Annotated in this window: 19 protein-coding genes and 6 pseudogenes; 13 read left to right on the top strand and 12 right to left on the bottom strand. The window is 67.3% G+C overall.

Going from position 1 to position 25,592, the window contains the following annotated elements:
* Positions 1-148: 148 nt before the first annotated feature.
* The 5 genes and pseudogenes from ACK8N7_RS01225 to ACK8N7_RS01205 form a co-directional block, all read right to left on the bottom strand.
* Complete coding sequence (locus ACK8N7_RS01225; protein WP_500445643.1) at positions 149-1,375, bottom strand: discoidin domain-containing protein; 1,227 nt, start codon at positions 1,373-1,375, stop codon at positions 149-151.
* A gap of 63 nt (positions 1,376-1,438) precedes the next feature.
* Positions 1,439-2,290, bottom strand: a pseudogene (locus ACK8N7_RS01220) (chitosanase); the annotation flags it as partial.
* A 301-nt stretch (positions 2,291-2,591) separates the two neighbouring features.
* Positions 2,592-2,735 carry a hypothetical protein gene (locus ACK8N7_RS01215; protein ID WP_500440410.1) on the bottom strand — a complete coding sequence of 48 codons (144 nt, stop codon included), beginning with the start codon at positions 2,733-2,735 and terminating at the stop codon, positions 2,592-2,594.
* Between the two features lie 310 nt (positions 2,736-3,045).
* A pseudogene (locus ACK8N7_RS01210) lies at positions 3,046-3,432 on the bottom strand (winged helix-turn-helix transcriptional regulator); the annotation flags it as partial.
* A 546-nt stretch (positions 3,433-3,978) separates the two neighbouring features.
* Positions 3,979-4,605 carry a nucleotidyltransferase family protein gene (locus tag ACK8N7_RS01205; RefSeq protein ID WP_500440409.1) on the bottom strand — a complete coding sequence of 209 codons (627 nt, stop codon included), beginning with the start codon at positions 4,603-4,605 and terminating at the stop codon, positions 3,979-3,981.
* Between the two features lie 250 nt (positions 4,606-4,855).
* Here ACK8N7_RS01205 and ACK8N7_RS01200 point away from each other — a divergent pair.
* Positions 4,856-5,260, top strand: a pseudogene (locus tag ACK8N7_RS01200) (hypothetical protein); the annotation flags it as partial.
* Between the two features lie 24 nt (positions 5,261-5,284).
* On the opposite strand, the gene ACK8N7_RS01195 reads toward ACK8N7_RS01200, so the two are convergent.
* Together ACK8N7_RS01195 and coaD are read right to left on the bottom strand one after the other, a co-directional pair.
* On the bottom strand, positions 5,285-7,039 hold the full coding sequence (locus ACK8N7_RS01195) for an ankyrin repeat domain-containing protein (protein ID WP_500440408.1): 1,755 nt from the start codon (positions 7,037-7,039) through the stop codon (positions 5,285-5,287).
* 75 nt (positions 7,040-7,114) lie between these two features.
* Entirely contained in the window at positions 7,115-7,519 is a 405-nt protein-coding gene (coaD, locus tag ACK8N7_RS01190) for a pantetheine-phosphate adenylyltransferase (RefSeq protein ID WP_403218462.1), read from the bottom strand.
* Between the two features lie 739 nt (positions 7,520-8,258).
* Here coaD and ACK8N7_RS01185 point away from each other — a divergent pair.
* The 4 genes and pseudogenes from ACK8N7_RS01185 (at position 8,259) to ACK8N7_RS01170 (ending at position 13,949) form a co-directional block, all read left to right on the top strand.
* The gene (locus ACK8N7_RS01185) at positions 8,259-8,822 is read left to right on the top strand and encodes a hypothetical protein (RefSeq protein ID WP_403218463.1); all 564 of its coding nucleotides are present in this window, start codon (positions 8,259-8,261) and stop codon (positions 8,820-8,822) included.
* 493 nt (positions 8,823-9,315) lie between these two features.
* Complete coding sequence (locus ACK8N7_RS01180; protein WP_500440407.1) at positions 9,316-10,659, top strand: IS630 family transposase; 1,344 nt, start codon at positions 9,316-9,318, stop codon at positions 10,657-10,659.
* A gap of 359 nt (positions 10,660-11,018) precedes the next feature.
* On the top strand, positions 11,019-12,503 hold the full coding sequence (locus ACK8N7_RS01175) for an alpha/beta hydrolase (protein ID WP_403218467.1): 1,485 nt from the start codon (positions 11,019-11,021) through the stop codon (positions 12,501-12,503).
* Positions 12,504-12,658: 155 nt separating this feature from the next.
* Positions 12,659-13,949 (top strand): annotated as a pseudogene (locus tag ACK8N7_RS01170) (IS256 family transposase).
* Positions 13,950-14,288: 339 nt separating this feature from the next.
* Here ACK8N7_RS01170 and ACK8N7_RS01165 read toward each other — a convergent pair.
* Positions 14,289-15,350 carry an IS630 family transposase gene (locus tag ACK8N7_RS01165; protein WP_500440406.1) on the bottom strand — a complete coding sequence of 354 codons (1,062 nt, stop codon included), beginning with the start codon at positions 15,348-15,350 and terminating at the stop codon, positions 14,289-14,291.
* Between the two features lie 387 nt (positions 15,351-15,737).
* Here ACK8N7_RS01165 and ACK8N7_RS01160 point away from each other — a divergent pair, with 387 nt between their 5' ends.
* The 6 genes and pseudogenes from ACK8N7_RS01160 (at position 15,738) to ACK8N7_RS01135 (ending at position 20,657) form a co-directional block, all read left to right on the top strand.
* Positions 15,738-16,715: a 3-oxoacyl-ACP synthase III family protein gene (locus ACK8N7_RS01160; RefSeq protein WP_500440405.1), complete on the top strand. Its 978-nt coding sequence runs from the start codon at positions 15,738-15,740 to the stop codon at positions 16,713-16,715.
* Positions 16,708-16,968, top strand: coding sequence for an acyl carrier protein (locus ACK8N7_RS01155; RefSeq protein ID WP_094211028.1), 261 nt, complete (start codon positions 16,708-16,710; stop codon positions 16,966-16,968). Before ACK8N7_RS01160 ends, ACK8N7_RS01155 begins: the two co-directional genes overlap by 8 nt.
* Positions 16,958-18,526, top strand: a complete 1,569-nt coding sequence (locus tag ACK8N7_RS01150; RefSeq protein ID WP_500440404.1) for an amino acid adenylation domain-containing protein — start codon at positions 16,958-16,960, stop codon at positions 18,524-18,526. The genes ACK8N7_RS01155 and ACK8N7_RS01150 overlap by 11 nt, the downstream gene beginning before the upstream one ends.
* 55 nt (positions 18,527-18,581) lie before the next feature.
* On the top strand, positions 18,582-19,745 hold the full coding sequence (locus ACK8N7_RS01145; RefSeq protein WP_500440403.1) for an acyl-CoA dehydrogenase family protein: 1,164 nt from the start codon (positions 18,582-18,584) through the stop codon (positions 19,743-19,745).
* 326 nt (positions 19,746-20,071) lie between these two features.
* A pseudogene (locus ACK8N7_RS01140) lies at positions 20,072-20,413 on the top strand (helix-turn-helix domain-containing protein); the annotation flags it as partial.
* Positions 20,414-20,450: 37 nt separating this feature from the next.
* The gene (locus ACK8N7_RS01135; protein ID WP_500445950.1) at positions 20,451-20,657 is read left to right on the top strand and encodes a hypothetical protein; all 207 of its coding nucleotides are present in this window, start codon (positions 20,451-20,453) and stop codon (positions 20,655-20,657) included.
* 427 nt (positions 20,658-21,084) lie between these two features.
* Here the strand turns inward: ACK8N7_RS01135 and ACK8N7_RS01130 are convergent, their stop codons facing one another.
* Positions 21,085-21,210 (bottom strand): hypothetical protein, encoded by a 126-nt coding sequence (locus tag ACK8N7_RS01130; RefSeq protein ID WP_500440402.1) that lies wholly within the window; start codon positions 21,208-21,210, stop codon positions 21,085-21,087.
* A gap of 64 nt (positions 21,211-21,274) precedes the next feature.
* On the opposite strand from ACK8N7_RS01130, the gene ACK8N7_RS01125 reads away from it, so the two are divergent.
* The gene (locus ACK8N7_RS01125) at positions 21,275-22,192 is read left to right on the top strand and encodes a DUF6891 domain-containing protein (RefSeq protein WP_500440401.1); all 918 of its coding nucleotides are present in this window, start codon (positions 21,275-21,277) and stop codon (positions 22,190-22,192) included.
* Positions 22,193-22,476: 284 nt separating this feature from the next.
* Here the strand turns inward: ACK8N7_RS01125 and ACK8N7_RS01120 are convergent, their stop codons facing one another.
* Positions 22,477-22,773 carry a transposase gene (locus tag ACK8N7_RS01120; RefSeq protein WP_500440400.1) on the bottom strand — a complete coding sequence of 99 codons (297 nt, stop codon included), beginning with the start codon at positions 22,771-22,773 and terminating at the stop codon, positions 22,477-22,479.
* Between the two features lie 25 nt (positions 22,774-22,798).
* Between ACK8N7_RS01120 and ACK8N7_RS01115 the strand changes: the two are divergent.
* Positions 22,799-24,201 (top strand): annotated as a pseudogene (locus ACK8N7_RS01115) (IS30 family transposase).
* Here ACK8N7_RS01115 and ACK8N7_RS01110 read toward each other — a convergent pair.
* A complete protein-coding gene (locus tag ACK8N7_RS01110) occupies positions 24,149-24,811 on the bottom strand; it encodes an IS3 family transposase (protein ID WP_500440399.1) in 663 nt (220 codons plus the stop codon). The pseudogene ACK8N7_RS01115 and the gene ACK8N7_RS01110 sit on opposite strands and share 53 nt — an antisense overlap.
* A complete protein-coding gene (locus tag ACK8N7_RS01105; RefSeq protein WP_032774357.1) occupies positions 24,808-25,119 on the bottom strand; it encodes an IS3 family transposase in 312 nt (103 codons plus the stop codon). The genes ACK8N7_RS01110 and ACK8N7_RS01105 overlap by 4 nt, the downstream gene beginning before the upstream one ends.
* Positions 25,120-25,592: the final 473 nt, after the last annotated feature.

Raw genomic sequence — 25,592 nt, 5'->3', positions numbered from 1 at the left:
ACGCTCCTGGTACGCGGTACGCGGAGCCCGGAGCTCCGGTAGCACAACCGGTGCTCCGGGCGGGTTCGCCGGTCGGGCGTGGCCGACCGCCGGAGCACGGCGGCCGGACCACGACGAAGGGTGTGGGGGTCGGTGACAGGCGCGGAGATCAGTGGCAGCTGTACGTCGGGCCGGTGTCCAGGACCGTTCCGTCGGTACCGACGAACTTCGAGGTGAAGGTCGTGTCGGTGAAGTCGAGCTGCATCACGCCGAACTTGTCCCAGATGCGCTTCTGGCTGTTCTTCTGCACGGTGTCACCCTGGCCGTACAGGTCCTTGCCTCCCATACCGCCGAGGATCTCGACGATGCCGTTCGGGTTTGCCTGGCCGTCCGGGCTCTGGGGGGCGAAACGCTCGTAGTGGTGGTCGTGGCCGCTCAGCACCAGCTCGGTGCCGGCTGCCTGCAGCATGGACCAGATCGGCTTGCTCACGGGGTCGTTGCCGTGGCTTCCGGAGCTGAACAGCGGGTGGTGGAAGTACGCGGCGACGCACTTCTTGCTGTTCTTGGCGAGGTCGGCCTTCAGCCAGTCGAGCTGTTCGCGCTCGTCGAACCGGTTGGAATTGAGGGCGACGAAGTGCCAGTTGCCGTAGTCGTAGCTGTACCACATCTTGCCCTGGGGAGTGGCGCGGTCACCGAAGTACTGTCGGTAGGCGACCTCGTCCTGGTTGTCCCAGTCGTCGTACGCCTCATGGTTGCCGGGCACGGGGTGGGTCTTGTCCTTGAACTGGCCCCAGGACTTGTCGTAGTAGTTGCGGAAGTCCTCGATGTGGGCGTCGTCGTACTGGTTGTCGCCCATGGTGATGTAGAAGGCCGGGTCGATCGCCATGGCGCGTGCGGCGGTCTTGAAGTGCTGGCATCCCGGATCGCTCTTATTGCACTGGTCGGCGATGTCGCCGGCGCCGACCACGGTGAACGCGCCCTTCGGGGGCGGGTCGGTGGGCGTGGTACCCCCGGCGGTGCCGTACACGTCGGCCTCCCACAGGGAGTAGCCCCACGTGGTGCCGCGTGCGGTGCCGTACACGCGCAGGTAGCGGCCCTTTCCGGTCAGACCGGTCCAGGTGTCGGTCCCGCCGTTGCCCGCTGTCTCTGCGGCGAGGCGGGTCCAGTCGGTGCCGTTGGCCGAGATCTCCAGCCGGTACTGCTTCGCGTACGCGGCCTCCCATGTCAGCTCGACGCGGGAGACGGTCGCCCCTGCGCCGAGGTCGATGCGGAGCCACTGCGGGTCCGATCCTTCGGCACTTGCCCAGCGGGTGGTCGCGACGCCGTCGACGGCCTTGCCGGGGGTGAAGGAGGAGGTCTCGGACGACGAGGCGGTGGCCGGCTTGCCACGTGATATCAGCGCCTCGGTGCCAGGCGGGTCCGTCGGTCCGGGGCCGGGCTCGGTGTCGGTGTCGGTGTCGATACGGAAGTTGTCGCCGTAGACGGCCCAGGCCAGCGGGGTGTCGAGGTCGAGGTTGCCGTTCCTCAGGAACACGCGCTGGGCGGTGTCGACACGGCTGGTGTCCTCGTGCGCCGCCTCCTTCTTCATCTCCATGACACGGGCGTCGAGGAAGGCGTCGAGGTACTGGGTTTCGTCGCCGCCCTCGGCCGGCGTACGGGCGTCGTTCCGGGCCTCGGCGCGGATGCTGTCGAAGCCCGACTGTCCGTGCATGACGATGGCGTCGTAGTAGGCGAACTGGCCGAGCACCCGCAGTCCGTCGCTCTTCGCCCGGGATACGGAGGGGCCGAAGTAGACACGGTCGCGCTCGTGTTCCTGGGCCGCCCGGAACTCGGGGGTGGCCGCGGCCTGCTCCCACGCGGTCGTGAAGCCGGGGTCCAGGCCCTCGTGGGAGTCGCTCCCGTCGACCGCGCGGAGCGCGGGGAGGTACTTGGCCAGCGGATTGCCCGGCACCTTACCCGTGTAGTACTCGACGAGTTCGAGCATGTCGTGCGTACCGGAGCAGAAGCCGATGATGCCGGCCGTGTAGCCGCGCCCGTCGCCGATGTCCTCGATGTAGTCGAACTGCTCGCGCCACTGGAGCGAGGAGTTCTCGGCCGTCGAGACGATCTGCATGGCGATTTCCTTCTTCGCCGGATCGTCGAGGCCGGATGCCGCGGCCGCCTGCCCGGTGTTGAGGGCGACCACGGCAGGGATCGCGGCCAGCGCCATGGCCAGGGCGACCCGCACGCCGGTGCGACGCCGACGGTGCGCGGGGCGGGACGGTCGTTCCAAACGGGAAACGCGCCGGGAAATTCGGTGGGGCATGCGCATGCGCACGTGGTTCTCCGATCTCTTGCGACATGCCGGACGCCGAACGCACAGGGGCGTCGTGGAGGGGCGTACGGACACAGCTCAGCCGGGAGGTCAGCTCTATTAGGAAAGTTTCCTTTCCATTGAGTCGCGTCCATTGGAGCGTGGCACTCCCCTTCTTGCAAGGGGCATGACAACAGCAATCCGAAGTGGAGCAGCACTTGTTGACCGGTTCGCACGCGTGTGCGCACGGGGGTGGATGGTGGTGGGTCACGTGATGCGCGGGACGTCGCCCGCCCGCGCCCAGGGGTGCCGATCCGTGCTAGCGCACGATGCGCTCGACCGGGACGAACGAGCGAACGCCGCAGTCCCTTCGCCCGCCCTCCAGCAGTTCTTCGGTCAGGTGACCGAAGAGTCGTTGAAGATCGATGCCGTCGAGGCTGTGGCCGACCTCGGGGCCGGCCACCGCAGGGGCGAACCGATCAGATCAGCTGTCATGGCATGGCTGCGGACCCGCCTCGACGACGCTGCCGCCGGCGTCCGGCTCGGCGCCGCACTCGGCATGATGGCCCGTGTGGACGCCGACGAGCGGGATGCTCTCCTGGAAGTCGTCGTGGACTCGATACGCCGGAGTGCGCCGACTGCGGACGGAGCCGTGTGGCTTTCCGGCAAGGGGTCGGCTGGGCTCCCGACCGTAGGCTCCCCCTGCCTCGCGGGTGACTGGCCCTCAGTCACCCGCCCGCGCCCTTGATCCTCTTACCGTGCCACGAGCTCGTTCATGTCTGTCGGGTCTTCTGTACGTGGGTGGTGTCGGTGCTCAGAGGGGCGCCGTCCGTGCCGACCGGAGTGAAGTCCGGCACGGGATCGCCGTGCCGGTCGACCAGGACGGAGTGCGCCTCGCCCGGCGCGAAGGCGTGCCGCTCGCCCCACTGACGCAGCGTGAGGATGACGGGGAACAGGGCGCGGCCGGCGTCGGTGAGGACGTACTCCTGGCGGCGGCCCGATGGGGTGGTGCGTTGGGCGAGGGGCCCGTGGGCGAGGAGCTTGCGGAGGCGGTCGGTGAGGATGTTGCGCGCGATGCCGGTCCGCCGCTGGAACTCGGTGAACGAGGCTGCACCGTCCATCGCGTCACGGATGACGAGAAGGCTCCATCTGTCGCCGACGCGGTGCCGGCGGACTCGGCCTTCATCGATCCGCACCAGGAGACGACGGACAGGCCGATCGAGGCGAACGTCGCGGTGTAGGCGTGCTCGGCCTTCAGACCCTTCTCGTGCAGCATCTTGACGATCATGACTCTCCCAGAGGAAGCAGGGACACAGCCTTCATCCACCGTCGCTGCTGGACACCGCAGCCGCACCCCGGAACTTCGCCTCCACCGCCGTGGTGCCTCCACAACGGCGCGGTGGAGGACACCCCCTACCTCCCCCTACCCGGGCCGGACGCCGACGGCCGGGCCTCCGCCTACCCTGGTCCCTCGCGTTCTGACCGCCCACGGCGTCGATTGCCAGTTCCTGCGCTCCACAGATGTACGCGGAAGGCGCCGCCACTCACCATAGGTTCCGGCCCTCATGGTGAGTTCCTAAGAGCCTTATCGGTCGCTTCAGGATGAGTTGATTCGCCTTTTGTGCTCGACTCCGACACGGCATGGCCGGTGACAGCGATACTCCGAACTCGCGTGCAGTGCCATCTGGCTGCGTCGGTTCCGTGCCTCAGGATGAGGAAGGCGCAAGGTCGGCAGGCTGCGACGGCCAGTCGAGAACGGTCAGCTCAGGCCACTGCTGCAGCCAGCGGACCGCCTTGGTCTCATAGACCTCGCGAGGGGCGAGTACCGGGTTGGGACGGACGACGAGGTTGAACACGTCGGAGAGGCCGTGCGGCGCATAGACGCGCCACCGCCCGCCTGGCTCCAGGCGCACACCCAGGCAGCACGTGGTCGCCGCGAAGCTGTCGATGGCTGCCTCCGTGGAGGCATGAGGAGCGCACGCGACGCCGAACTTCTGCTCGTACCAGAGGTGGACACGAGCCTCGTTGCGGACCTCGACCTCCGCCGACAGCTCGGCGAACGCTTCGCGCGCGGCCTTGATCACCGTGTCCTCCGCCTCCCACGACAGGTCACGGTCGTCGAAGTAGAAGACGTCGTAGTCCTTGATCCCGCTGGTGGGATGCCGGTCCGTGACCACGTTCCAGACGGTCTGGAACAGGCAACCCGCCGTCACATACCAGTTGGGCAGCCCCAACCCCGCCGTTCGGTTCAGCACCTCCACCAGCACTTCGTTGCGGGCCAGCGCAGACTCCAGGGCGGCAAGCTGCTCGTCGAGCGGGAGGCGACCAATCATTGCTGATGCCTACCACGTGACGGGCCTACAACACCCCCGCGTGCGAGGCGAAGAACAGCAGCGGCCGGTCGGCAGATCGTCAGGGGCGGGCGTTCCGTCGTCGACGCCACACGCCAGCCGCTCACCCCGGGCCCCTCCTATGCCCGCCGGGGATTGGGTCGGCCGGATTCTGGCCGATAGCGATCAGCGCGCGGTCCAGGACTTGGTAAATGTGGCCGGTGGCCGGGATGGCGGTCACGAGGTTTTGGGCTTGTGCGGGGCCCTGGCCGTGGCCGTCTACGCGGGCGCGCACCTGCTGTCCTGGCCCACGGGTCGGGACAACGCCCAGGATCTGCTGACCGACCACTACCGGCGTCCCGATCTGCCCAACCCCTGGCCGGAGTTCCTCGTCCAGGAAAGGGTCTTCTGGACGGCGTGGCTCCACCGCCAGGCCACCTATCCCGTGCTCCCCGTCCTGCTCGCGCTCTCGGCCTGGGCGCTGCTGAGGCGGCGCTCGGCGGTCCTACCGGTCGCCCTGGCGGCGGCGTCCGCAGGAATCCTCAACCAGGCGGGCCACCCGAACCTGGACCAGCTCCTCGGCCATCGCCTCATCGTATTCGTCTGGCTGCTCCCGGTCCTGGCCGTTCCGCTGCTGCTGGACCGGGAACCGACGCCGCGGGCGGGAGAAGAGCCGCAGCGCTCACCACTGAAGCGCCGGCGGCAGCGGGACCCAGCGGCGAGCCGCGCCGCGGCCCATCGCCGCCCGGCCGTCGCCGACCGTCATTCCGGCCGCGGCACAGGCGTAGGCGAGAACGTCGGCGCCATACGCGAACGCTGACCCGCGCTGCCAGAAACGGAAGGTCCAGTAGGCCGCAGGATCCGACGCCTGCGGTGAGAGGCCGATCTCCTCGCCGGCGACGATGCCCCCGTCTCGCGCCAGGGCGCCGAACGTTCCTCCCTTGGGATTGAAATACACCCCGTAGGCGGAGGTGCCCGCCGAGACCGCCCGCAGCAGGGCGTCGTCGCTCGGCATGTACTCGTCTTGGACGATCACACAGCCGCCCGGGGAGCCATCCACGCCTGTCACGCCGACGTAGCGCAGCGACGCGTCGTAGTCCATGGGATCGAACGGCATGTTCTCCTCGTCCACGGCCGGGCACAGGGCGGGGTCGCCGCCGAGCCGCCGGACCACGTCTTCCTCACCCACTCCCGCCACGAAGGCGATGCCGAGCCCCTCGGTACACAGGCCCTGCTCGCTGAAAGCCGCGATGAGCGCGTCCGCCGCCCGCAGGGCGGCCGCCTCCTCGGCCGGCAGCGACACCGCACCCGGCAGCTCCGTCACCAGCGGGGCCAGCGGTGTGGTCAGCAGGAGCCGCCCCGGCGACCAGGGCTCCTCCTGCGGCGTCCACACATCGGCCCCCGCCTCGATCAGCGCGCGGACCATGCCCTCGTCCACGCCGCACGCGGCGTACCAGAGCGGTGTACGTCCCTCCTCGTCGCGCGCGTCGACCTCGGCACCGTGCGCCAGGAGAGCCGCCACCGCCTCCGCCTGCCCCTGACTCGCCGCCAGGTGCAGCGGGCGGGCGCCCCCCTGGACACGGGCATCCGGCGGTGCGCCTGCCTCCAGCCGAGCCCTGATCAGGGCCGCGTCGCCCCAGTCCCGGTACCCCATGACCGTCCAGTCGGCCCGAGGCAGGTAACGCCTGCGGGCCTCCTCCTCGCGCCGCCGCTCCTCCAGCTGACGCGTGCTCAACGGCGGTGCCAGAAAGGAGGGGGTACCGGACATCTCCAGAACCGTGAAGGTGCCACTCGGCTGTCCCGCCGGATCCGGCGGTTCGAGCCCCGGCCAGACCTCGAACGCCTGCTCCGCCGCGGCTCGGATCGCCGCCGCGTCGATGGGGGTACGGGTCTCGCCCATGCCCTCGTCCGGCCACTCGACGACCAGCTGCGTTTCCCCGGAAGGCGGCAGCTCCGCCGCGTACAGGTCCACGGCGGTCCTGAACAGGGACCGGTGGGACGGGCGCGCTCCCGGATCCAGCGGTATGAGCCCGACCGCCTGCCGGGCCATCGCCATCGTCTCCGGCCCCGACCCTCTGGTCACCGGGACATAGCGGGTCTCCGGGATGTCCAGCGTCGTGATCCGGCGGCCGTCGGAGAGCCGCAGGCCTACCCGCAGCCCGGACTGCCGGTTCGTATCCCCGCTCTGCCAGCGGGTTTTGCGGAACACCGCCAGGTGCATCGTCACCGACCGGGGCCACACCGACCACCCTGTGAGCAGAACCCGGACCTCTGGGCCTACGCCCACTACCCCGGTCCCGGGCAGCAGCGCCGGCGCGAAGCGGTCGAGGGGCGGTGCGTACCGTCCTTCGTCCTCCGCGGGCGGCCCCAGCCGGATCAACGCAGTCCGCTCCGCGGCCGGTTCCTCGGGCATCACAAGATTGTCGAAGAATCCCATGCGCCGAGCGTGGCACACGGGTCTGACATCCCCGGTCCGGACGCGGGGAGCCGATCGGTCCGCCGGCCGGTCCTGTCAACTCATCGCGGTGACGAGGGTGGAGGAGATGTGAGCCAGGGCAGGGTCGGCAGCGATGAAGACCGTTTCGACTCCAGCCAGTTCGTGGTTCATGCGGGCCATCGGCATTTCGTACTCCAGGTCCGGAACACCGCGGACTCCGCGGATGACGACGTCGATTCCGGCTCGGCTGCAGTAGTCGACCAGCAGGCCGCCGGTGTCGGAGTCGACCGTGACGTTGCTCAACTCTGTTGCTGCCGCACGGAGCTGGTCCAGCCGTTCCGTGACGGGGAAGCGGCCGGTCTTGTTCGCGTTGAACATCACGCACACGACGACCTCGTCGAACAGAAGGGCAGCGCGCCGGAGTATGTCCTGGTGCCCTTGAGTGACCGGGTCGAAGGATCCTGGGAAGAGGGCTCGCATGATCGAAAAGAGTAACTGGCAGCACTCGGTCCCGGAGCCCCGAGGTGAGTCCCCAAGACCTCTCCTTTCTGCTGGCCTTGGCCAAGGTGGCGTCTAACGCCGACCCGCTACCGGTCCACCGCTGCCTCCACGCTCCGCCCGCCATGCCGCCCGCGCCCGCCAAACGGGGTGCGAGTTCCCGCTGAGTGTCTCACTGAGTGATGCGTCGATCGGCCGTTGGGGGCACGCCCCCCGATTACCGAGCCGGATACCGGCTTGGCATTGCGTGGGCAGGGGACCAGCGGGCCGCTGAAGCCGAGACCCCTCCGCAGACGTCCTGCACCCGCTGGTGGTCAGGCCCAGGAAGGCGGAACCGACTCCACCCCGCCCGGCAGGTCGCCACCGGCAGTCCACAGCCTTCCAGAACTGCGGACGTCACGGCCCAGGAAGCGTGGACTCCGGTTCCTTGGCGGATCGCGGTGGCGGCCTGACGCGTGCCCCCGTCAACACTCACTTCCCGTCCAAGTCCCCTCCCGCGACCAGGAACCGTGGCGCTCGTACGCTCATGGAGCGGTGGCGATTTTCGGCCTCCCTGGGCAGGTGAGGGCTGGGTGAAGGGACGCAAGCAGGCTTGTGTGTTCGAGAGCGGTGCACGTCAGGTGGCTGCGGTTTCTTTGTGTTCGTTGGGGGGTTGGCCTGATCGGTGTGGGTACCATCATCGCTACACCCACCCCCCATCGCGCCGAAAGCCGAGGACCACATGTCCAAAAACCCTCCCACCCCGAGCGTCACGGCAGACTATGCCCAGCGGGTCACGGACGACCTGTCGGCGAACCGGAGCGAGCAGGAGCGCGTGCGCGCCGAACTTGCACGGCTGCAGGAGGAACTTGTCCGCCTGGAGGAGAGCGAGCAGGTTCTGACCAAGATGCAGGAGGTGCTCGGCACCACGCCCAAGCAGACGGCCAAGAAGGGCAAGGGCGGCAAGACAGCCGCGGTTCCTGCAGCCCGCCGGTCCAACGGCAGGGCGGCAGCGGGCAAGACGGGTACTACCACCGGGCGCAAGACTTCGAAGAAGGCGGCGTCACCCAAGAAGCCCGGTGAGCCGACCTGGCTCGAGCTGGCCACGGCACACCTGACTGGGCAGAGTGAGCCCAGGTCGGCTGCGGAGGTGTCCGCGGCGCTGACCGAGGCACATCCTGAGCGCGCGGTACAGGTAACCGTCGTACGCAACACCCTGGAACAAGGAGTCGCGCAAGGACTGCTGGAGCGCTCCAAGCAGGGGCGCTCCGTCTTCTACAGCCCGGTCGTGGCCGTCTCGGCGTAACCCGGCTCATAGCGGTAGACGCCGTTGGCGCGGTGACCTGGCACCCGATGGCTCCCTGCATGAGCAGCAGGCGGTGGCACCAAAGCCGTCCACGGCAGCGACCCTTGTCGAGGAGGCCAGCTCGAAACAGGGCTTGGTGAACGCCAGAAAACCAGCGTTCCACGCTGGGGGCTGCCGCGTGAGGTCCGATCGCCTTCAGCGCTCATCTTTCGCAGCCTTCCTGCCCGGTACGTCGAGTCACAGCAGGGCTGTGATGGTGGTCGGCCTGTGCCCGGGGCGGGGTTCTGGTGGGCGGCTTCACGTGCGAGCCCCATCGGCTCAGCGCTCTGCGCGGTCAAACCCACCCACGTACCCAGGCCACGCCGCGGCTGCCAGGACGTGCTGTCGCTGTGCACGACATCGGTGATCTGGGGCCCGGGGGAGGTACGGACCGGTCCTGATCAGCTAGTGTGATGCGCCAGAAATCCTGATGATTATTTATTACCCTGTTGTCATGTCGCATTCGGGTCCCTCCGCTGTGGAGATCACGCTGTCCGAGGCCGAGCACGCCGAGTTGGTGCGCCGGGCGGGTGTGCCGCACCGGCGCTCCGCCGAGAGGGCCCGCATCATCCTGGCGTGCGCTGATGGCATGTCAAACGCGGGTGTCGCACGGATCATCGGCGTCCAGGCCAAGACGGTTGGCAAGTGGCGTCGGGCTTTCGCCGCAGAGCGGATCGCCGGGTTTGAGGACGCCGGCTGGATCGGGCGGCCGAAGGCCGACCTGGTCTTGGACGAGGCTGAGCGGAGGCAGCTGACGCAGTGGGCGCGGCGGGCGAAGACCGCCCAGTTCCTCGCGTTGCGGGCAAAGATCGTGCTGCGCTGCGCGGAGGGTGGGACGAATCAGCAGGCCGCGGCCGACCTCGGCATCGACCAGTCGACCGTGGACCGGTGGCGGGCCCGGTTCATTGCCAAACGCCTCGATGGCTTGCATGACGAGCCCCGCTCGGGCCGGCCGCCCTCGATCCTCCTCGACCAGGTCGAGGAGGTCATCGTGGCAACCCTGGAGTCGACCGCGGGCAGGGACACGCACTGGTCACGAGCCTCGATGGCCCAGCGCACCGGCCTGTCGAAGTCGACCATCGGCCGGATCTGGAAGAAGTTCGACCTCAAGCCCCACCTGCAGGATTCGTTCAAACTGTCCACCGATCCGCAGTTCGTCGCCAAGGTCGTCGACGTCGTCGGCCTGTACCATCACCCGCCCGAGAGGGCGGTAGTGCTCTGCGTGGACGAAAAGTCCCAGATCCAGGCTCTGGACCGCTCCCAGCCGGTCTTGCCGATGATGCCGGGCATGCCCGAACGCCGGACCCACGACTACTACCGGCACGGCATCACCAGCCTGTTCGCCGCCTTCAACATCGCTGACGGCACTGTCATATCGGCGCTGCACCGCCGCCACCGGGCGATCGAGTTCAAGAAGTTTCTGATCCGGATCGACAAGGCGGTGCCCGCCGAGCTCGAGGTGCACCTGGTGTGTGACAACTACGCCACCCACAACACCGCTGAAATCAAGACGTGGCTCGGCAAGCACCCGCGTTTCCACGTCCACTTCACGCCGACCGGTTCCTCCTGGATGAACCAGGTCGAGCGGTGGTTCGGCCTGCTGACCGACAAACTCATCCGCCGCGGTGTCCACCGGTCCGTGAAGGCCCTGGAGGACGACATCGCCGCGTGGATCGACACCTGGAACGAGAATCCACGGCCCTTCACCTGGACCAAGACCGCCGACGAGATCCTCAACTCCCTCGCCGACTACCTCACCAAGGTCGGAACCACCAACCAGCAAACAGAGCAGAAATGACCATCAGGATTTCTGGCGCATCACACTAGGTCGGCGAAGTAGCTGTCCGGGGTGTTGTCGTTTCGGGTGGCGATGCCGCGGCCTTGAGCTTGTTGGTCAGCGGTTCGACGGTGTTTCCCTCCTTGCAGAGGTCGGCGTTGTGGCCGACAGATCGATTGAAAGAGCGTCGGATCCCTTCCCCTGACCCGACCCTGACCGGTTTTCGCCCTGCGCCCCGATCGCCCCTGAGTGGTCCCCGACCCGTCCCGGAAAAGCCCCTGACAGGGGCACCACATGGGCGGCAGTGCACCTAACGTGACGACGGTGCCCCGGCCGGGCCCGCACGTCTGACACAACCGCTCTCTTCATGAGGAGGATCCATGCCGTTAAGGGGCAGATCCACACTGCGGCGCATCGCCGCGCGGGGCACGGCCATGGTGGTGGGAGCCGCCATGGCCCTCATCACCGGCCTCGCCGCCGCTCCCGCGGTCCACGCGTCGCCGTCTGCCACCGGGGCCCTGCGATGGGCACCGTGTGACGACCCGGCGAAGTTGGGAGCCGAGTGCGCCACTCTTTCGGTGCCGATCGACTGGGCCCACCCGGACGGGCCGAGACTCGACCTGGCCGTGGCCCGCCGCAAGGCCACCGACCCCGGCGCACGTGTCGGTTCGATGGTGTTCGGCCCCGGCGGGCCGGGCGACTCGGGTGTGGAGATGGTGGTGCGCCGTATCAGCCGGTTCAGCCCCGAGGTCCGCCGCAGCTTCGACATCGTCAGCTTCGACCCGCGCGGCGTGGGCGGCAGCAACCCGGTGACCTGCTCCGGCGACCTGCTTGCCAAGCGGCCGTCACCGGAGCTGAAGAGCCAGGCGGACTTCGACGCCACCATGGCGTATAACAGGCGGCTCCGTGCCGACTGCCGGGCCCGTACCGGCCCAGTGTTCGACCACCTTGACACCGCCCAGACGGTCCGGGACCTGGACGCCCTCCGGGCCACCCTCGGCGAGCGGAAACTGACCTTCCACGGCAGCTCGTACGGCACGCTGCTCGGGGCACAGTACGCCGAGACGTACCCGCGCCGCGTGCGCGCGATGGTGCTGGAGAGCGTCATGGACCACAGCGTCCCGACCACCCGTGACTTCCTGCGGTCCGAGGCGGCCACCGCAGAGGATTCATTCCAGGAGTTCGTGAAGTGGTGCGACGGTGCTGCGGACTGCGCGCTGCACGCCCGCGACGTCCGCGCCGTCTGGCAGGGCCTGTTGGCCCGCGCCGGGCGCGGCGAGCTGGAGGACCCGGCGAAGCCGGGCACCTCGCTGTCTTCTTCGGACCTGGTCAACAAGATCGCGTTCCGGAAGTTCTACCAGGCCGACTACGCGGGCCTGGCCACGGCGATCGTGGGGATGGACGCGAGCAAGCCGCTGCCCGCGTCGCCCACCTCGATAGCGCCGCTGCCTTCGGCCACCCCGGTCTTCTGCTCGGACTGGCACCTGCCGGTGCGCGACTACCAGGAGTACGCCTCGCTCGTCACCATGATGAACATGACCGCGCCTGACCTGCCTTACCTGCTGCCGCTCCACATGGCAGCGGCGTGTCTGGGCGCGCCGACCGCCAACCCGCAGCACCGCCTGGACGCACACGGCGCCCCGCCGATCCTGGTCTCCAACGCGCTGCACGACCCCGCCACCGGCTACCCGTGGGCGGTCTCGGTGGCCCGGCAGCTCGGCCGCAGCGGCGTGCTCCTCACCTACGAGGGTCACGGCCACGGCAGCGTCACCAGCGGCCTGTGTATGGAGGACGCCGTGGACAACTACCTCATCGACCTTGCAGTCCCGCCCCGGGGCACCAGCTGCCCCGCCGTACCGTCCTGACAGCTTGCCGATCCGGATCCGCCTGGGGGCGGATCCGGTAGGAAGACGATCGTGACGCGCAGGCAACTCACCGACGACAAGGTAGCCCTAACACGCGTGCGTGAGTTGGGGGAGTGTTCAATGATCGGCGGATCCGATGATCAAGGAGACGCCAGATGAGCGACACCACCATCGAACAGATACCGGGCAGCGAGCCGACGGCGGGGGCCGTGGCGGCGAGTGACGAGCAGTTGGTCGCGATGCTCGTGGACCGGGCCCGGTCGGAGGGTCTGCAGCTGGCTGGGGAGGGCGGGCTGCTGCAGCAGCTGACCAAAGCGGGTGCTGGAGTCCGCCCTGGAGGGCGAGATCACCGATCACCTCGGATACGAGAAGCATGACGCCGATGGCCGGGGCAGTGGCAACTCCCGCAACGGGAAACGGGCGAAGACGGTGCTGACCGATGTCGGCCCAGTCGAGGTCAAGGTCCCCCGCGACGTGGCGGGCACGTTCGAGCCGGCCATCGTCAAGAAGCGGCAGCGGCGCCTGTCCGGCGTGGACGAAATGGTGCTGTCGCTGTCGGCGAAGGGGTTGACCCACGGCGAGATCTCCGCCCACCTGGCCGAGGTCTACGGCGCGAGCGTGTCCAAGGTGACCATCTCCACGATCACCGACAAGGTGATGGACGGGATGGCGGAATGGTCCAACCGCCCGCTGGACCGCGTCTATCCGGTGCTGTTCGTGGACGCGATCAACGTGAAGATCAGGGACGGACAGGTGGCAAACCGTCCGATCTACGTCGTCATGGCCGTGACCGCCGAGGGTCATCGCGACATCCTGGGGATCTGGGCCGGTGACGGCGGCGAGGGCGCGAAGTACTGGCTGAGCGTGTTCACGGATCTCAAGAACCGGGGCGTCGACGATGTCCTGATGCTGGTCTGCGATGGGCTGAAGGGCCTGCCCGAAGCCGTGGAGACGGTCTGGCCTCGAACGATTGTCCAGACCTGTGTCGTTCACCTGCTGAGGAACAGCTTCCGGCACGCGGCCCGCCAGGACTGGGACAAGATCGCCAAGGTGCTCAAGCCCGTCTACACGGCACCGAACGAGGCCGCCGCGACCGAGCGGTTCAGCGAGTTCCAGGAAGCCTGGGGCAAGAAGTACCCGGCGGTCATCCGGCTCTGGGAGAACGCCTGGGCCGAGTTCGTTCCCTTCCTCTCCTTCGACGTCGAGATCCGCAAGGTCATCTGCTCGACGAACGCGATCGAGTCCGTCAACGCCCGCATCCGCAAGGCCGTCCGGGCCCGCGGGCACTTCCCCAACGAGGCCGCGGCCCTCAAGTGCGTCTACATGGCGCTGATGAGCCTGGACCCGACCAGCAAGGGCCGCAAGCGGTGGACCATGCGCTGGAAGGCACCGTTGAATGCCTTCCAGATCGCCTTCGAAGGCCGGCTCACCCCGGCCGCCCACTGACCCCTTACAAGAACTGGATCAGCCGTCTACTGGACACACCCTCAGAGCGCGAAGAGCGAGGCGTGGGTACGGCGGGCGACTTCCGCAGCCGGAATAGATGACCGACGGCGAAACAGGTCTGTCGAGGCAGGGTTTGTGCCGGGCGGAGGGCGCCCAGAGCACCCGACGGCCAACCCTCCCCGCGTCGGCGATGTACCGAGGGCCCGCTTCCTGGCCACCTCCTCTCTGCGTCGGCGAAGTGCTTGCCAGAAGGTGCCCTTGGCCGATACTGCACCGAGAAATCCATTATCAAGTCACAGCACGCATGGTTTTTCGACAAAGGTGCTACTTCCGTATTGATCAGAAACTCATGGGGTTCTCGTCCAGGACGTAGCGGACGTGCGGGCCGCCGAAGTAGCCGCGGACCATGTGCGGCTGACGCTGGCGTCTGCGGAAGAAGCGGCGGGTCTCGGCGGCGAGTTCGGCCTGATCGCGAGCTCGGTGCTGCTTGGGCAGGCTGTGCTTGAGGTCCGCGTTGACCAGCTCGTCGGGGTTCAGCTCGGGCGAGTACGGGGGCAGGAAGTGCAGTTCGATGTCGTCGGAGTGGGCGGCGAGCCAGTCGCGGACCTTCTTGGAGCGGTGGGCGGGGTGCCCGTCGACCACGAGGTGGACCTTGTGGTCGAAGTGGCCGGCGAGCCGGTCCAGGAAGCGGCACATCACCTCGGCGGTGAAGCTCTCGGCGAAGACCATGAAGTGCATCCGGCCCTTCGTGCTGATCGCCGACATCGCGTTCACCGAGAACCGGTTCCCGCTCCGCCGCACCACAGGTGTCTTACCCTTCTCACCCCAGGTACGGCCGGTGACCTGGTCCGAGCGGATGCCGACCTGATCGGCGAAGAGGATCTCCCCACCGTCGGCCTTCACCTTCGCCCGGATCTCCGGCCAGGTCTCCTGATGCCAGCGCCGGACAGCATCCGGGTCCTGCTCGACGGCCCGCTTGTCCGGACGCTGGAAGGACAGCCCCCAACGCTTCAGGTACTTGCCCACCCCCACCTCGGTCAGCCGCACCCGGTACAGCTTCGCGATCAGCTCGCCCACCAACCGCCGCGTCCACAGCTGACCGGAAAGCCCCACGTCACAGGGCCGGTGATCGAGTACCGCCTGCCGCACCGCGGCCTGCTCGGCCTCCCCGAGCACCTGGTGCACCCCGACCGGCTTGCCACGCGGACGCATGACCAGCGCCTCCCGCCCGCCGGCCTGCCACTTCGCCCACCACGTGTCGACCGCCTTCAGCGACACCCCGAACACCGCCGCCACGTCCTCGCGGTCCCGTCCCGCTACCAGCGCGGCCACCGCCCGCAGCCGCAGGGCTTCCTGCGCCGACGGCGACAGATGCCGCGCGTCCCCCACCAGATCGCTCACACCCGTCCAACGACCCAGAACCCAAACCGTTTCTGATCAATAGGTGGCCTGAGCGGAATTTCAGCCATACCGCACTCGGCGGCCATTTCACGAGATTTTAACGATGGTTCCGCGAGGGGCGCCTGTCAACTCGCGTGACGCATGTGCTTCTGCGCAGGGCAATACGGTTGGCTAAAAAATTCCCCGCCTATCACTCCGGCCGAATCGATGAGGCTGTTAGCGTGAGGGCATCAAGCGCCTAGGAGGGTGGTTATGCGTTCTGTTGGGATACAGGCCCTATCCGTTCACCTGCCGGACACCGTGCGAACCAATGGATGGTGGAGCACAAATTCCACTGACAGGGAAAGTGCGCCGCCGGTGCAGCCGTCCGGTCCGAAGCCTCGGAATTTGTTCGACGCTGCGATGCAGCCGTACATTGACGATCCGTTCTTCGGTAGTATCGAGCGCCGAATAGCAGATGCTGGCGAGGGCTCTGTTTCGCTGGGCATCAAAGCTGCCCGCAGCGTCCTGGAGACCACGGGAATCGCGGCTAGAGAAGTGGACGGCCTGATCTCGGTCTCCATGTTCCCTGACCGGGTAGGGGCGGGTGACGCCGGCTACCTTGCCCAGGCTCTGGGCACAGGCGGCGGCGCGTTCAGTCTGGAGGCAACCTGCTCCGGTTCCATGTCGGCCCTGCTGACAGCCAGTTCGCTGGTGCAGTCCGGGCTCAAGGAACGGGTCCTGGTGGTGGTGGTCTCCATGCTCTCGCGCGCGATCGATGCGGACGATGTCACGGCGCGACTCTGCGGAGACGCCGCAGCGGCCTTCTTGGTCGGCCCGGTTGAGGAGGGGTACGGGCTGCTGGGTTCCAAGACGCTGCAGACAGGCGAGACATGCGGAACCTGGCTGCTGGACACCGTCGAGGAGCCCGAAGGAACCACCGCGGGGGGCCGCCGCATCCGGCTAAGGGTCGATCCGACCATCACGCATGTTCTGCGGGCCACCGCGAAGCCCTATCTGGTGGGCACCGTCGAGGGCGCGCTCGAAGCGGCACAACTGAAGATCGATGAAATCGATGTGGTGGTACCGAACACTCCTACTGCCTGGCACGCGCGTTTCAGCGCGGACACCCTGGGCCTGGATCCGGACCGGGTGGTGAACACCTTCCCCAGCGTGGCCAATATCGGGCCCGCCCTCATGCCGGTGAACACCCACCTTGCTGCCGTCGAAGGCCGTATCAAGCCGGGTGACCGGGTGCTGCTCTACACCTTCGGAGGCCAGGCGGAGGCGGGTGCCGCTGTCGTCCGCTGGCCTTCGGTACTTCTCGGCCCGGCGCACGCCGGGGCGAGGACCACTCTGAACTCCGACGGAGGAAACCATGCCTGAGGTACGCGACCAGATCCGCTCGTTCATCATCAAGGAGATCCTGAAGGGCGGCAGCGAGGACGACCTGCCCGACGACCTGGACCTGCGCGAGTCCGGGGTGCTGACCTCGCTCACGACCATGCAGCTGGTGTCGTTCGTGGAGGACGAGTTCGGCATCGACGTGGCGCTTCAGGACCCTCGGCTGCACTTCACGACCGTGTCCCACCTGACGCAGTACGTGAAGGACCGGCAGGAGCACATTCATGGGCAGTGACGCCGTGAGAAACGTGGAGTACGCCGACCTCGCGGCATACCTTGACACCGCCGCGGTGCGTTCACCGCTCAGCCGCGCTGTCGTCGGACCGGACGGGCAGGCACAGACGTACCGTGAGCTCTCCACGCAGGCCGACCGGGTGGCGGCCCTGCTGCACCAGCGCGGCGTCGGTCGTGGAGACAGAGTCGGGCTCCTCATGCCCAAGGGCGTCCAGTCCCTGGCCCTGATCTTCGGTGTGCTGCGGCTCGGAGCGGCCTACGTTCCAGTCGACGCCTACGGTTCCTCCCAGCGAGCCGCGACCATCTTCGAGAACTGCCAGTCACGCATCATCCTGGCCGACGGAGGATCTGCGGGACGGCTAGGGAAAACTGCACCCACTCTCGCGGCACGCACACTGATCACCGACGACGGCTCCTGGCTGGATAAAGACCTTTCGGGGGACCCCAGCTATCCGCGCGCCCAGAACGACCCCGACCGGTTGGCGATGCTGCTCTACACATCGGGGTCGACCGGGACCCCCAAAGGCGTGATGATCACGCACCGGAACGCCGTCTCCTTCGCCGAATGGGCCTCAGAAACGTTCGGGATCACCGAGGACGACGAGGTCGCCAGTCACGCACCCTTCCACTTCGACCTGTCGGTCTTCGACCTCTTCGTGACCGTCAAGCACGCCGCGTGTCTCCACCTGATTGACACGGACCTGGCCGCCAGCCCTCGGCATCTCCCCGAGTTCATCGCCAAGTCCGACATCACCGTCTGGTATTCGGCTCCCGCGATCCTCGGGATGATCGCTGAGTCACCCAGACCGGAAAGATTCCCGAAGAACAGACTCAGGCTTGTCCTGTTCGCGGGAGAGGTCTTCCCGATCGACAAGCTGCGGCGCCTCATGCAGCTGTGGCCCGCACCTCGCTACTACAACCTCTACGGCCCGACCGAGACCAACGTATGCACCTACCATCCGGTTCCCCGAGAGATCCCGGCCTCCCGCACAGCCCCCCTGACGATCGGGCATGCCTGCTCCCACTGCGACGTCATCGTCGTGGACGACCAACACAGGCCGCTGCCTACCGGACAGCCAGGATTCCTCAGCGTGGCCGGACCCTCGGTCTACCCGTCCTACTGGAACATGCCCGACCGCACGGCGGAGCGCACATTCCAGTTCAACGGACGCCGCTGGTACAACACAGGCGACATCGTACGCACCACGCCAGAGGGCTACGAATTCCTCGGTCGCGCGGACCGCATGGTCAAACGTCACGGCCACCGCATCGAGCTGGACGAGATCGAGCACAGCCTCCGCCACAACCACGCAGTCAAGGACGCGGCAGTCGTCAGCACCGGCGTGCCCGGGGATGTCACCATCACCGCGTTCATCGTGGCCCCTGCCGCTGCACCAACCAGCGTGGAACTGCGCCAGTACTGCCACAGCCGGCTGGCCCGCTACATGGTGCCCGACGATTTCCGGTTCCTGGACGAACTCCCTCGCACATCAACCGGCAAAACCGACTACCAGGAACTGGGCCGCCGCAGCGGCATTGCCGAGACAACCCGCGGATGACCGCGAAAGCACCCCGTCGACCAGACCTCGCCCACAAGCGAAAGGGAACGATTCAGTGAACGCGGGGCAGAACACGTGGAATGGCTGGGACGATCACCACTCCGCTCTCTATCAGGACGCGGACCGATTCGCCCGTGAAGTCCTGCGGGCCGACACGGCGGAACGCGACGTGAGCGGAGAGTTCGACCGCGCCGGCTGGAAGCAGTGCGCGGAGTTCGGGCTCCTGAAGATGCCCGTCCCGCAGGAGCACGGTGGCGCGGGCAAGCCTCTGTCCGATCTCCTCACCGTCATGGAAGGGCTGGGGCACGGGACGGACGACCAGGGGCTCCTCTTCGCCCTCAACGCCCACCTGTGGACAGTGGTCCTGCCTCTTTCCATCCACGGGACACCGGCCCAGCGAGCTCGGTACCTCCCGGCTCTGATGCAGGGGTCATCCATCGGAGCGAACGCATCCACCGAGGATGAAGCAGGGTCGGACGTCTACGCCATGCGCGCCCGGGCGGAGAAGGACGGCGACAGCTACGTCCTGAACGGCACGAAGAGCTATATCACCAACGCCCCGATTGCGGACCTGTTCGTCATCTACGCGACCGTGGACCCCGCACTCGGAGCACTCGGGGTGACCGCCTTTCTGGTAGACGCCCGAACCCCTGGACTGAACAAGAGTGCCCCCGTGGAGAAAATGGGAATGCGTACCGCCCTCATGGGTCGCATCACGCTGACGGACTGTCGCGTTCCCGCAGAAGCCGTTCTCGGCAAGCCGGGACGTGGCGTGAGCGTCTTCGACGGTGCGATGGAATACGAACGCGGCTGCATCCTAGCCACCACACTGGGAGCCATGCAGCGCCAGTTGGAACAGTCCATCAACCACGCCCGGACCAGAAAGCAGTTCGGGCGGGCGATCGGAAAAAACCAGGCAGTCTCCCACCGCATCGCAGATATGAAAGTGACGCTGGACGCCGCTCGTGAACTCATCCACAGGGTCGGAAAACTCAAAGATGAAGGAAAGAGTATCGCGCTCGCATCGGCCAGCGCGAAGTTGTTCGTATCCGAGGCCTATGTGAAGTTCTCTCTCGACGCTCTGAGAATTCAGGGAGGTCGAGGCTACCTCACGGGAGCCGAATCCGAACGGCAGCTGAGAAACTCAGCCGCATCCGTGCTGTACTCAGGAACATCTGACATACAACGGAACCTCATAGCAAGCCAGTTCGGCCTCTGAGTGCACCCGCACGAAAGCAGAAAAGCCCCGCACCTGTAGATAAGCGCATCGGTATGCGAAGGCCCATACTCACAGGCCTTGTGAGTATGGGCCCAAAGAGCTCGTAAAATGATCATGATCATGTCTTCTTGAGGCGTCTGAAGCAGATCAGGCCGCAGGCGAGGAAGACGAAGCGTCGTGGAATTCGGTGCGGCGTTCCCAGCGCAGGGACTGAACTTCTTCGAGTTGGCCACCGATTGGGTGATGAGCCGGAAACGCAACGAGCGAGGCCCCCGGGCTGTTGAGCGAGATGTCTGACGTCTCCATCACATTGCTCGGGGGCCTCGTTGGCCATCCATCCTGCCGCACTCGACCTGCCGCCTGCACTCGGGGAGTGGGTCACCATGCTGATCATCACCTGTGAGGGCGACCGGCGCTTCAAGCTCCGTCCGTCCCAGCGCGCGATGGTGGCACTGGTGTACCTGCGCGAGCACACCACTCTCGCGAAGATCGCCGCCGGGTTCGGGATCAGCGAGTCCACCGCCCACGCCTACACCAGCGCGGTCGTCGACCTCCTTGCCGAACGTGCACCGGGCTTGCTGAAGACGCTGCGCGAGCACGAACCCGACCCCGTCCTTCTCGACGGCACCCTCGCCGAGTGCGACCGGGTCGGCGACGGCTGGGCCGACCCTTACAGGTGGCCAGGTCTGTCTCCAACGAGATCTCGTGCTGCGCTCCGTCGTCAACCTGCCGGTGAACACCTGGCGCTACACCTCCGACCCACCCGACGGCGATGCCGATGGTCGTGTCGTCGCCGCCGAGGCCGAAGGCTGCCCAGAGAGCCGCTCGGCGGCCGCGAGGGTCGCGTTGACCGGCAGCGCAGAGTCCTCGGGCATGAGCGAGGGCGGCTTCAGGACGCAGACAGCCCCGTAGACCGTGCCGCCCCACAGACAGGCGCCGCCATCACGCCCCATCCCACGATCCCATCACGGTCGACCGCATAACCCGCCTCGCGGACGTGCCTCAACGACCCGGTGAACTCGGCTGCGGAGCGGACTGCCGGACCGCAGCACAGGGGGAGAGGTAGCTCGACCACTCCGCTGAGGAGGAACGGCGGGAGGTGCGCGGCGATGACGCGGCCAACTGCCCCCACGCGCAGGGACTGGCCTATCTCCATGAGGTCGGCGAAGCTCAGGCCGAGTGACTCCCAGTCGTACTGGCCCGGAGGGTCGCTTATTGGATGCGCGAACAGAGACCGCTTTGTCAGGAACACGTCGGCGTGGTCGTCTGCAGGGACCAGTCAACCGGATGACGAGAGGGGCTCGGGTGCCTGAGCTCTGGGCGGGGACAGACCCCAGTGCTAACGAGGTGGCTCGACAAGGTCCACGGTGGCCAGGCCGGTTTCGCCGTCGACGAGCTGGAGGGCGACTTCGGCGCGGGCGGCAAGGTCGAGCGGGTCGAGCCCTTCGGTGTAGGAGGAGACCACCCAGGATCAAGGCGGTTCGGGTGCCGGGAGGTCTGCAGTCGGAGGGGTGTGTCAGAGTCTGCGCATGCTTGAGATCGTGGTGAAGACGGAGAAATGGGAGCGGTACGTCCGTGTGTCGGCCGAGGAGCTGGCTGGGTTGGTCCGGCGAATCGGTGGTCACGGTGACCGGTTCCTGGTGGTCCAGCGGATACCCGACCTGCCTGATGTCTTCGCTCAGGTCTGGCACAAGGCAGGCGGTGACTACATGCTGGAGTACCGCGACGGTGCCGCTGACCGGCACTTCCAAGCGATGGCCGACGGGCCCGAGGCCGTGATTGATGCAATTGCCGGCTGGGCCCGCCACAATGCCGGTTGGGACAGTGGTCTGGCTTGGACGCCGCTGGACATGGGCCCCGCACGTGAGGTGCCGCCGCTCGACCTCGACGAAAACGAGCGCGAGGAGTTGGAGAAGCGCGTCCGCGAGGTGCTGATCGGCGGCTACGCCTCCCGCGCCGCACTGGCCGAGCTTGCTGAGGAGTACCTGGTCACCAAGGATCGCCGGCCCGTCTCGCGCGAGCAGGCGGAGGTTCTGGCCAACCGGATGCGGCTGGAACGGGTCGCGGAGCAAGCCGCATGGCAGGGCGAGACCGACCCTGAGCGGCTCACTCGCGCGTTCACCGTCCTGCAGGAGGCCGGTATCACCACCCGCGAGAACTTCACCTGCTGCCGTAGCTGCGGCCAGTCCGAGATCGGCGGTGAAGGCGAACCCGACGCCCGCGGCTTCGTCTATTTCCACACCCAATGCACGGATTCCGCCGCAGCCGGCCACGGACTGATGCTCCTCTACGGCAGCTTCGACGGCTCGTCCGAGACCACTACAGCCATCGGCCACGAGGTCGTGGCTGCCCTCGAAGCAGTCGGCCTCCACGCCGAGTGGGACCGTGCCCCCGGCCGGGCCATCACCGTCACCCCTCTGGACTGGCGTCGTCGCCTGGTCGGTTAGGGACCGACGTCAAACATCACACCCACATGAGGACGGAGGCGAGGGTGACTGCGAAGAAGCGCCGGAAGGAATCGGTCAGCGCGGCGGTGGTCGAGGCGGTTCTTCGTCCGGGCTGATGTACGCAAGCAGCCCCTGATGATCATCCAAGCAGGCCCGGGGACGTGCTCCGGCCGCAACCGCGGTCTGCGACCGCCGTACATCAACCAGTTCACGTACGGCGTCGGAGCGGGGGGCGTTCACGGGGTGAGCTTGTTCCGCTTTGACGGACACCATTGGTGTGGTGGTCAGGCTGTGAGTGCGGTCTCGTACTCGGCGGGGCTGAGGTAGCCGAGGCTGCTGTGCAGTCGGTGCAAGTTGTACCAGCCCTCGATGAAATCGAAGATCGCGGTTCGGGCGGCGGCCCGGCTGGGCCAGGCGGAGGTGCCGAGCAGTTCGCGTTTGATGGTCGAGAAGAACGACTCGGCGAGCGCGTTGTCCCAGCACTGGCCGGTGCGGCCGACCGAGAGTCTGACCCCGAACTGGGTTGCCAGGGAAGCGAATTGCTGGCTGGTGTATTGGGCGGATTCAATCGGTCGTCGCAACACCTTCGTGAACTGGGGGTTTGTGATGGGTGTGGGGAATCGGCAGCGGGCGGTGCGGGAGTATCGCGGCCAGATGGCCTCGCCAGGGCGGCCGGGCGTTGCCTGGCGTGAGGACCGGGCCAGGTTCTGGAAGGCGATCGCGCGGGGACTGAGTTCGGTGGACGCCGCAGCCGTCATCGAGGTCTCGCCTGCGGTGGGGTCGCGGTGGTTTCGTCATGCTGGCGGGGTGAATCCGTGCCTCGCCCCGACTGTCTCCGGCCGTTACCTCTCGTTCGCCGAGCGGGAGGAAATCGCTCTGCTGCGTGCGCGAGACTTCGGGGTCCGTGCGATCGCGCGGTGTCTGGGGCGTTCGCCGTCCACGATCTCGCGGGAGCTGCGGCGCAACGCCTCCACGCGGAGTTACCACTTGGAGTACCGGGCCTCGCTGGCGCAATGGCATGCCGAGCGGCGGGCTCAGCGGCCGAAGCCGGCGAAGCTGGTGGCCGACGAGCGACTGCGCGAGTACGTGCAGGACCGGCTGGCCGGGAACGTCGTCCACGCCCTGGACGGCCGGGTCGTCGAGGGTCCCCAGGTGCCGCCCTGGCAGGGAAGGAACAAACCCCGCCGTCAGGACCGCCGCTGGGCGACCTCCTGGAGTCCGGAACAGATATCACAGCGGCTCACGGTGGACTTCCCGGAAGATGAGTCCATGCGCATCTCCCCGGAAGCGATCTACCAGGCCCTTTACGTCCAGGGACGCGGAGCCCTCAAGCGTGAGCTGGTCGCCTGCCTGCGCACCGGACGGTCACTGCGTGTCCCGCGGGAGCGCACCAGGCAGAGCGTCCGCGGCCACGTGACCGCTGACGTGCTGATCAGCGAGCGGCTGGCCGAGGCCGAGGACCGTGCCGTTCCAGGCCACTGGGAAGGTGACCTCATCATCGGCACCGGCCGGTCCGCGATCGGCACGCTGGTCGAGCGCAGTACGCGGTCACCATGCTGCTGCACCTGCCCCGGATGGGGGGCTTCGGCACCGAGCCACGTACCACGAACGGGCCCGCGCTGGCCGGCCGCGGCGCCGAGGCCGTGAAAGACGCGATCACCGCCACCATCACGACCTTGCCCGAGCAACTGCGCAGGTCACTGACGTGGGACCGGGGCACGGAACTGGCCCAGCACGCCCAGTTCCGCGTCGATGCCGGACTCCAGGTCTACTTCGCCGACCCTCACAGTCCCTGGCAGCGCGGCACCAACGAGAACACGAACGGTCTGCTGCGGCAGTATTTTCCGAAGGGCACGGACCTGTCGCGCTGGGGCATCGACGAGCTGCAGGCCGTCGCCTTCACCCTCAACAACCGCCCCCGAAAGACCCTCGCCTGGAAGACCCCCGCCGAAGCCCTCAACGAGCACCTACTATCCCTCCAGGAAGCTGGTGTTGCGACGACCGGTTGAGTGCAAGTTGGCAGCCTCTGTCCGAATGGAAGATCACGGGGTGGGTGGGGCGACGCTGCCGGCAGGCGGCTGTCAGCGACTCGGCCACCGGTTCGGTACGCAGGTGATCTGCGGTTGCCCAGCCGACTACGCGCCGGGAGGCGATGTCGATGACCGTGGCCAGATAGAGCCAGCCCTCCTCCGTCGGGACGTACGTGATGTCGCCGCACCAGCGGGCATCGAGCCCGGCGCGGTCGGGCTGGAAGTCCCGGACGATGAGGTCGGGACGGAAGGCAGCCCTGGGATCGGGGATCGTGGTCACGTGCCGTCGTCTGCAGTGCCGGCCCTGCAGCCCGGCGGCCCGCATCAGTCGTGCGACACGACGACGGCCACACCCGGCACCCTCGCGCTTGAGCACGGCATGCACGCGCGGGGACCCGTAGGTTCCGCGGGACTTCGCATGGGCCTCGAGAATCTGCTCGGTCAGCTCGGCATCCCGCAACGCGCGGGGTCCGGGCAGGCCGGAGCGACGGGCATAGAAGGCGGTCCGGGAGACCTTCATCAGCTCACACGCCCGTTTGACGCTGTGACCTGCGCGCTTCTCCGCCTCGATGAACGGGTGCACCGTCACCGGGTCTCCTTCGCGAAGAAAGCTGTGGCCCGCTTGAGGACGTCGACATCCTCACGCAGCCGGCGGTTCTCCCGCCTCAACGCGGCCAGTTCCTCGCGCTCGCTGCTGGTCAGCCCGTTGCGCTCGCCCGCGTCGACCTCGGCCTGCTTCACCCAGTCCCGCACCGCCGTCTCGGTCAGTTCGAAGTCTCTGGCGACCTGCCCGACCGAGCGGTCACCTCGTCGGCACAGACCGACGATCTCGGCCTTGAACTCCGGCGTGAACGAACGACGAGGGCGGCGAGGCTTCTTCTTCCCCATGCTCTCCATGATGGACATCCTCCCGGGGCAGAACCCCAGATCTCGAATGTCCGTCAAAGCGGATCAAGCCCAACCTCGATATGGGGACGGTCGGTTTGCTGGAGGAGCGGGAGCGGGGTGCCGGAGGCGCGTTGAGGTGCCGCGTCAGGAAACCGACCCGGTTCTTGCCGAGCTGCGCGACGCGGAGTTGCTCCGGGAGCGGTTCGTCGTGCTCGGTGTCTCAGCAACCCGAACTGCACGAGAGGCCCTGTCCTCATGCACGGACAAGAGAGAATTCATCCCATCCGGCAGTCGTTTTCGATCACACCGCACTCAAGACCGATAGAACAACGGCTCCTCAGCCCTGACGGCTGATACCGGCAGGTGGGTACCCCGAACCACTTCCCCCACACTCGCGTGCTTCCGGCCTTGCGTGTGCTCTGCCAACGGCACCAGCGCGTCGGCCAGCCATGGCTCCACCTTCGTACCGGCTACCGCGGGCA

It is taken from the genome of Streptomyces griseobrunneus (genome assembly GCF_046713465.1).
Lineage (GTDB): Bacteria > Actinomycetota > Actinomycetes > Streptomycetales > Streptomycetaceae > Streptomyces > Streptomyces microflavus.
Note: the sequence above shows the minus strand (reverse complement) of the source record. Positions and strands in the feature narration are given on the sequence as shown.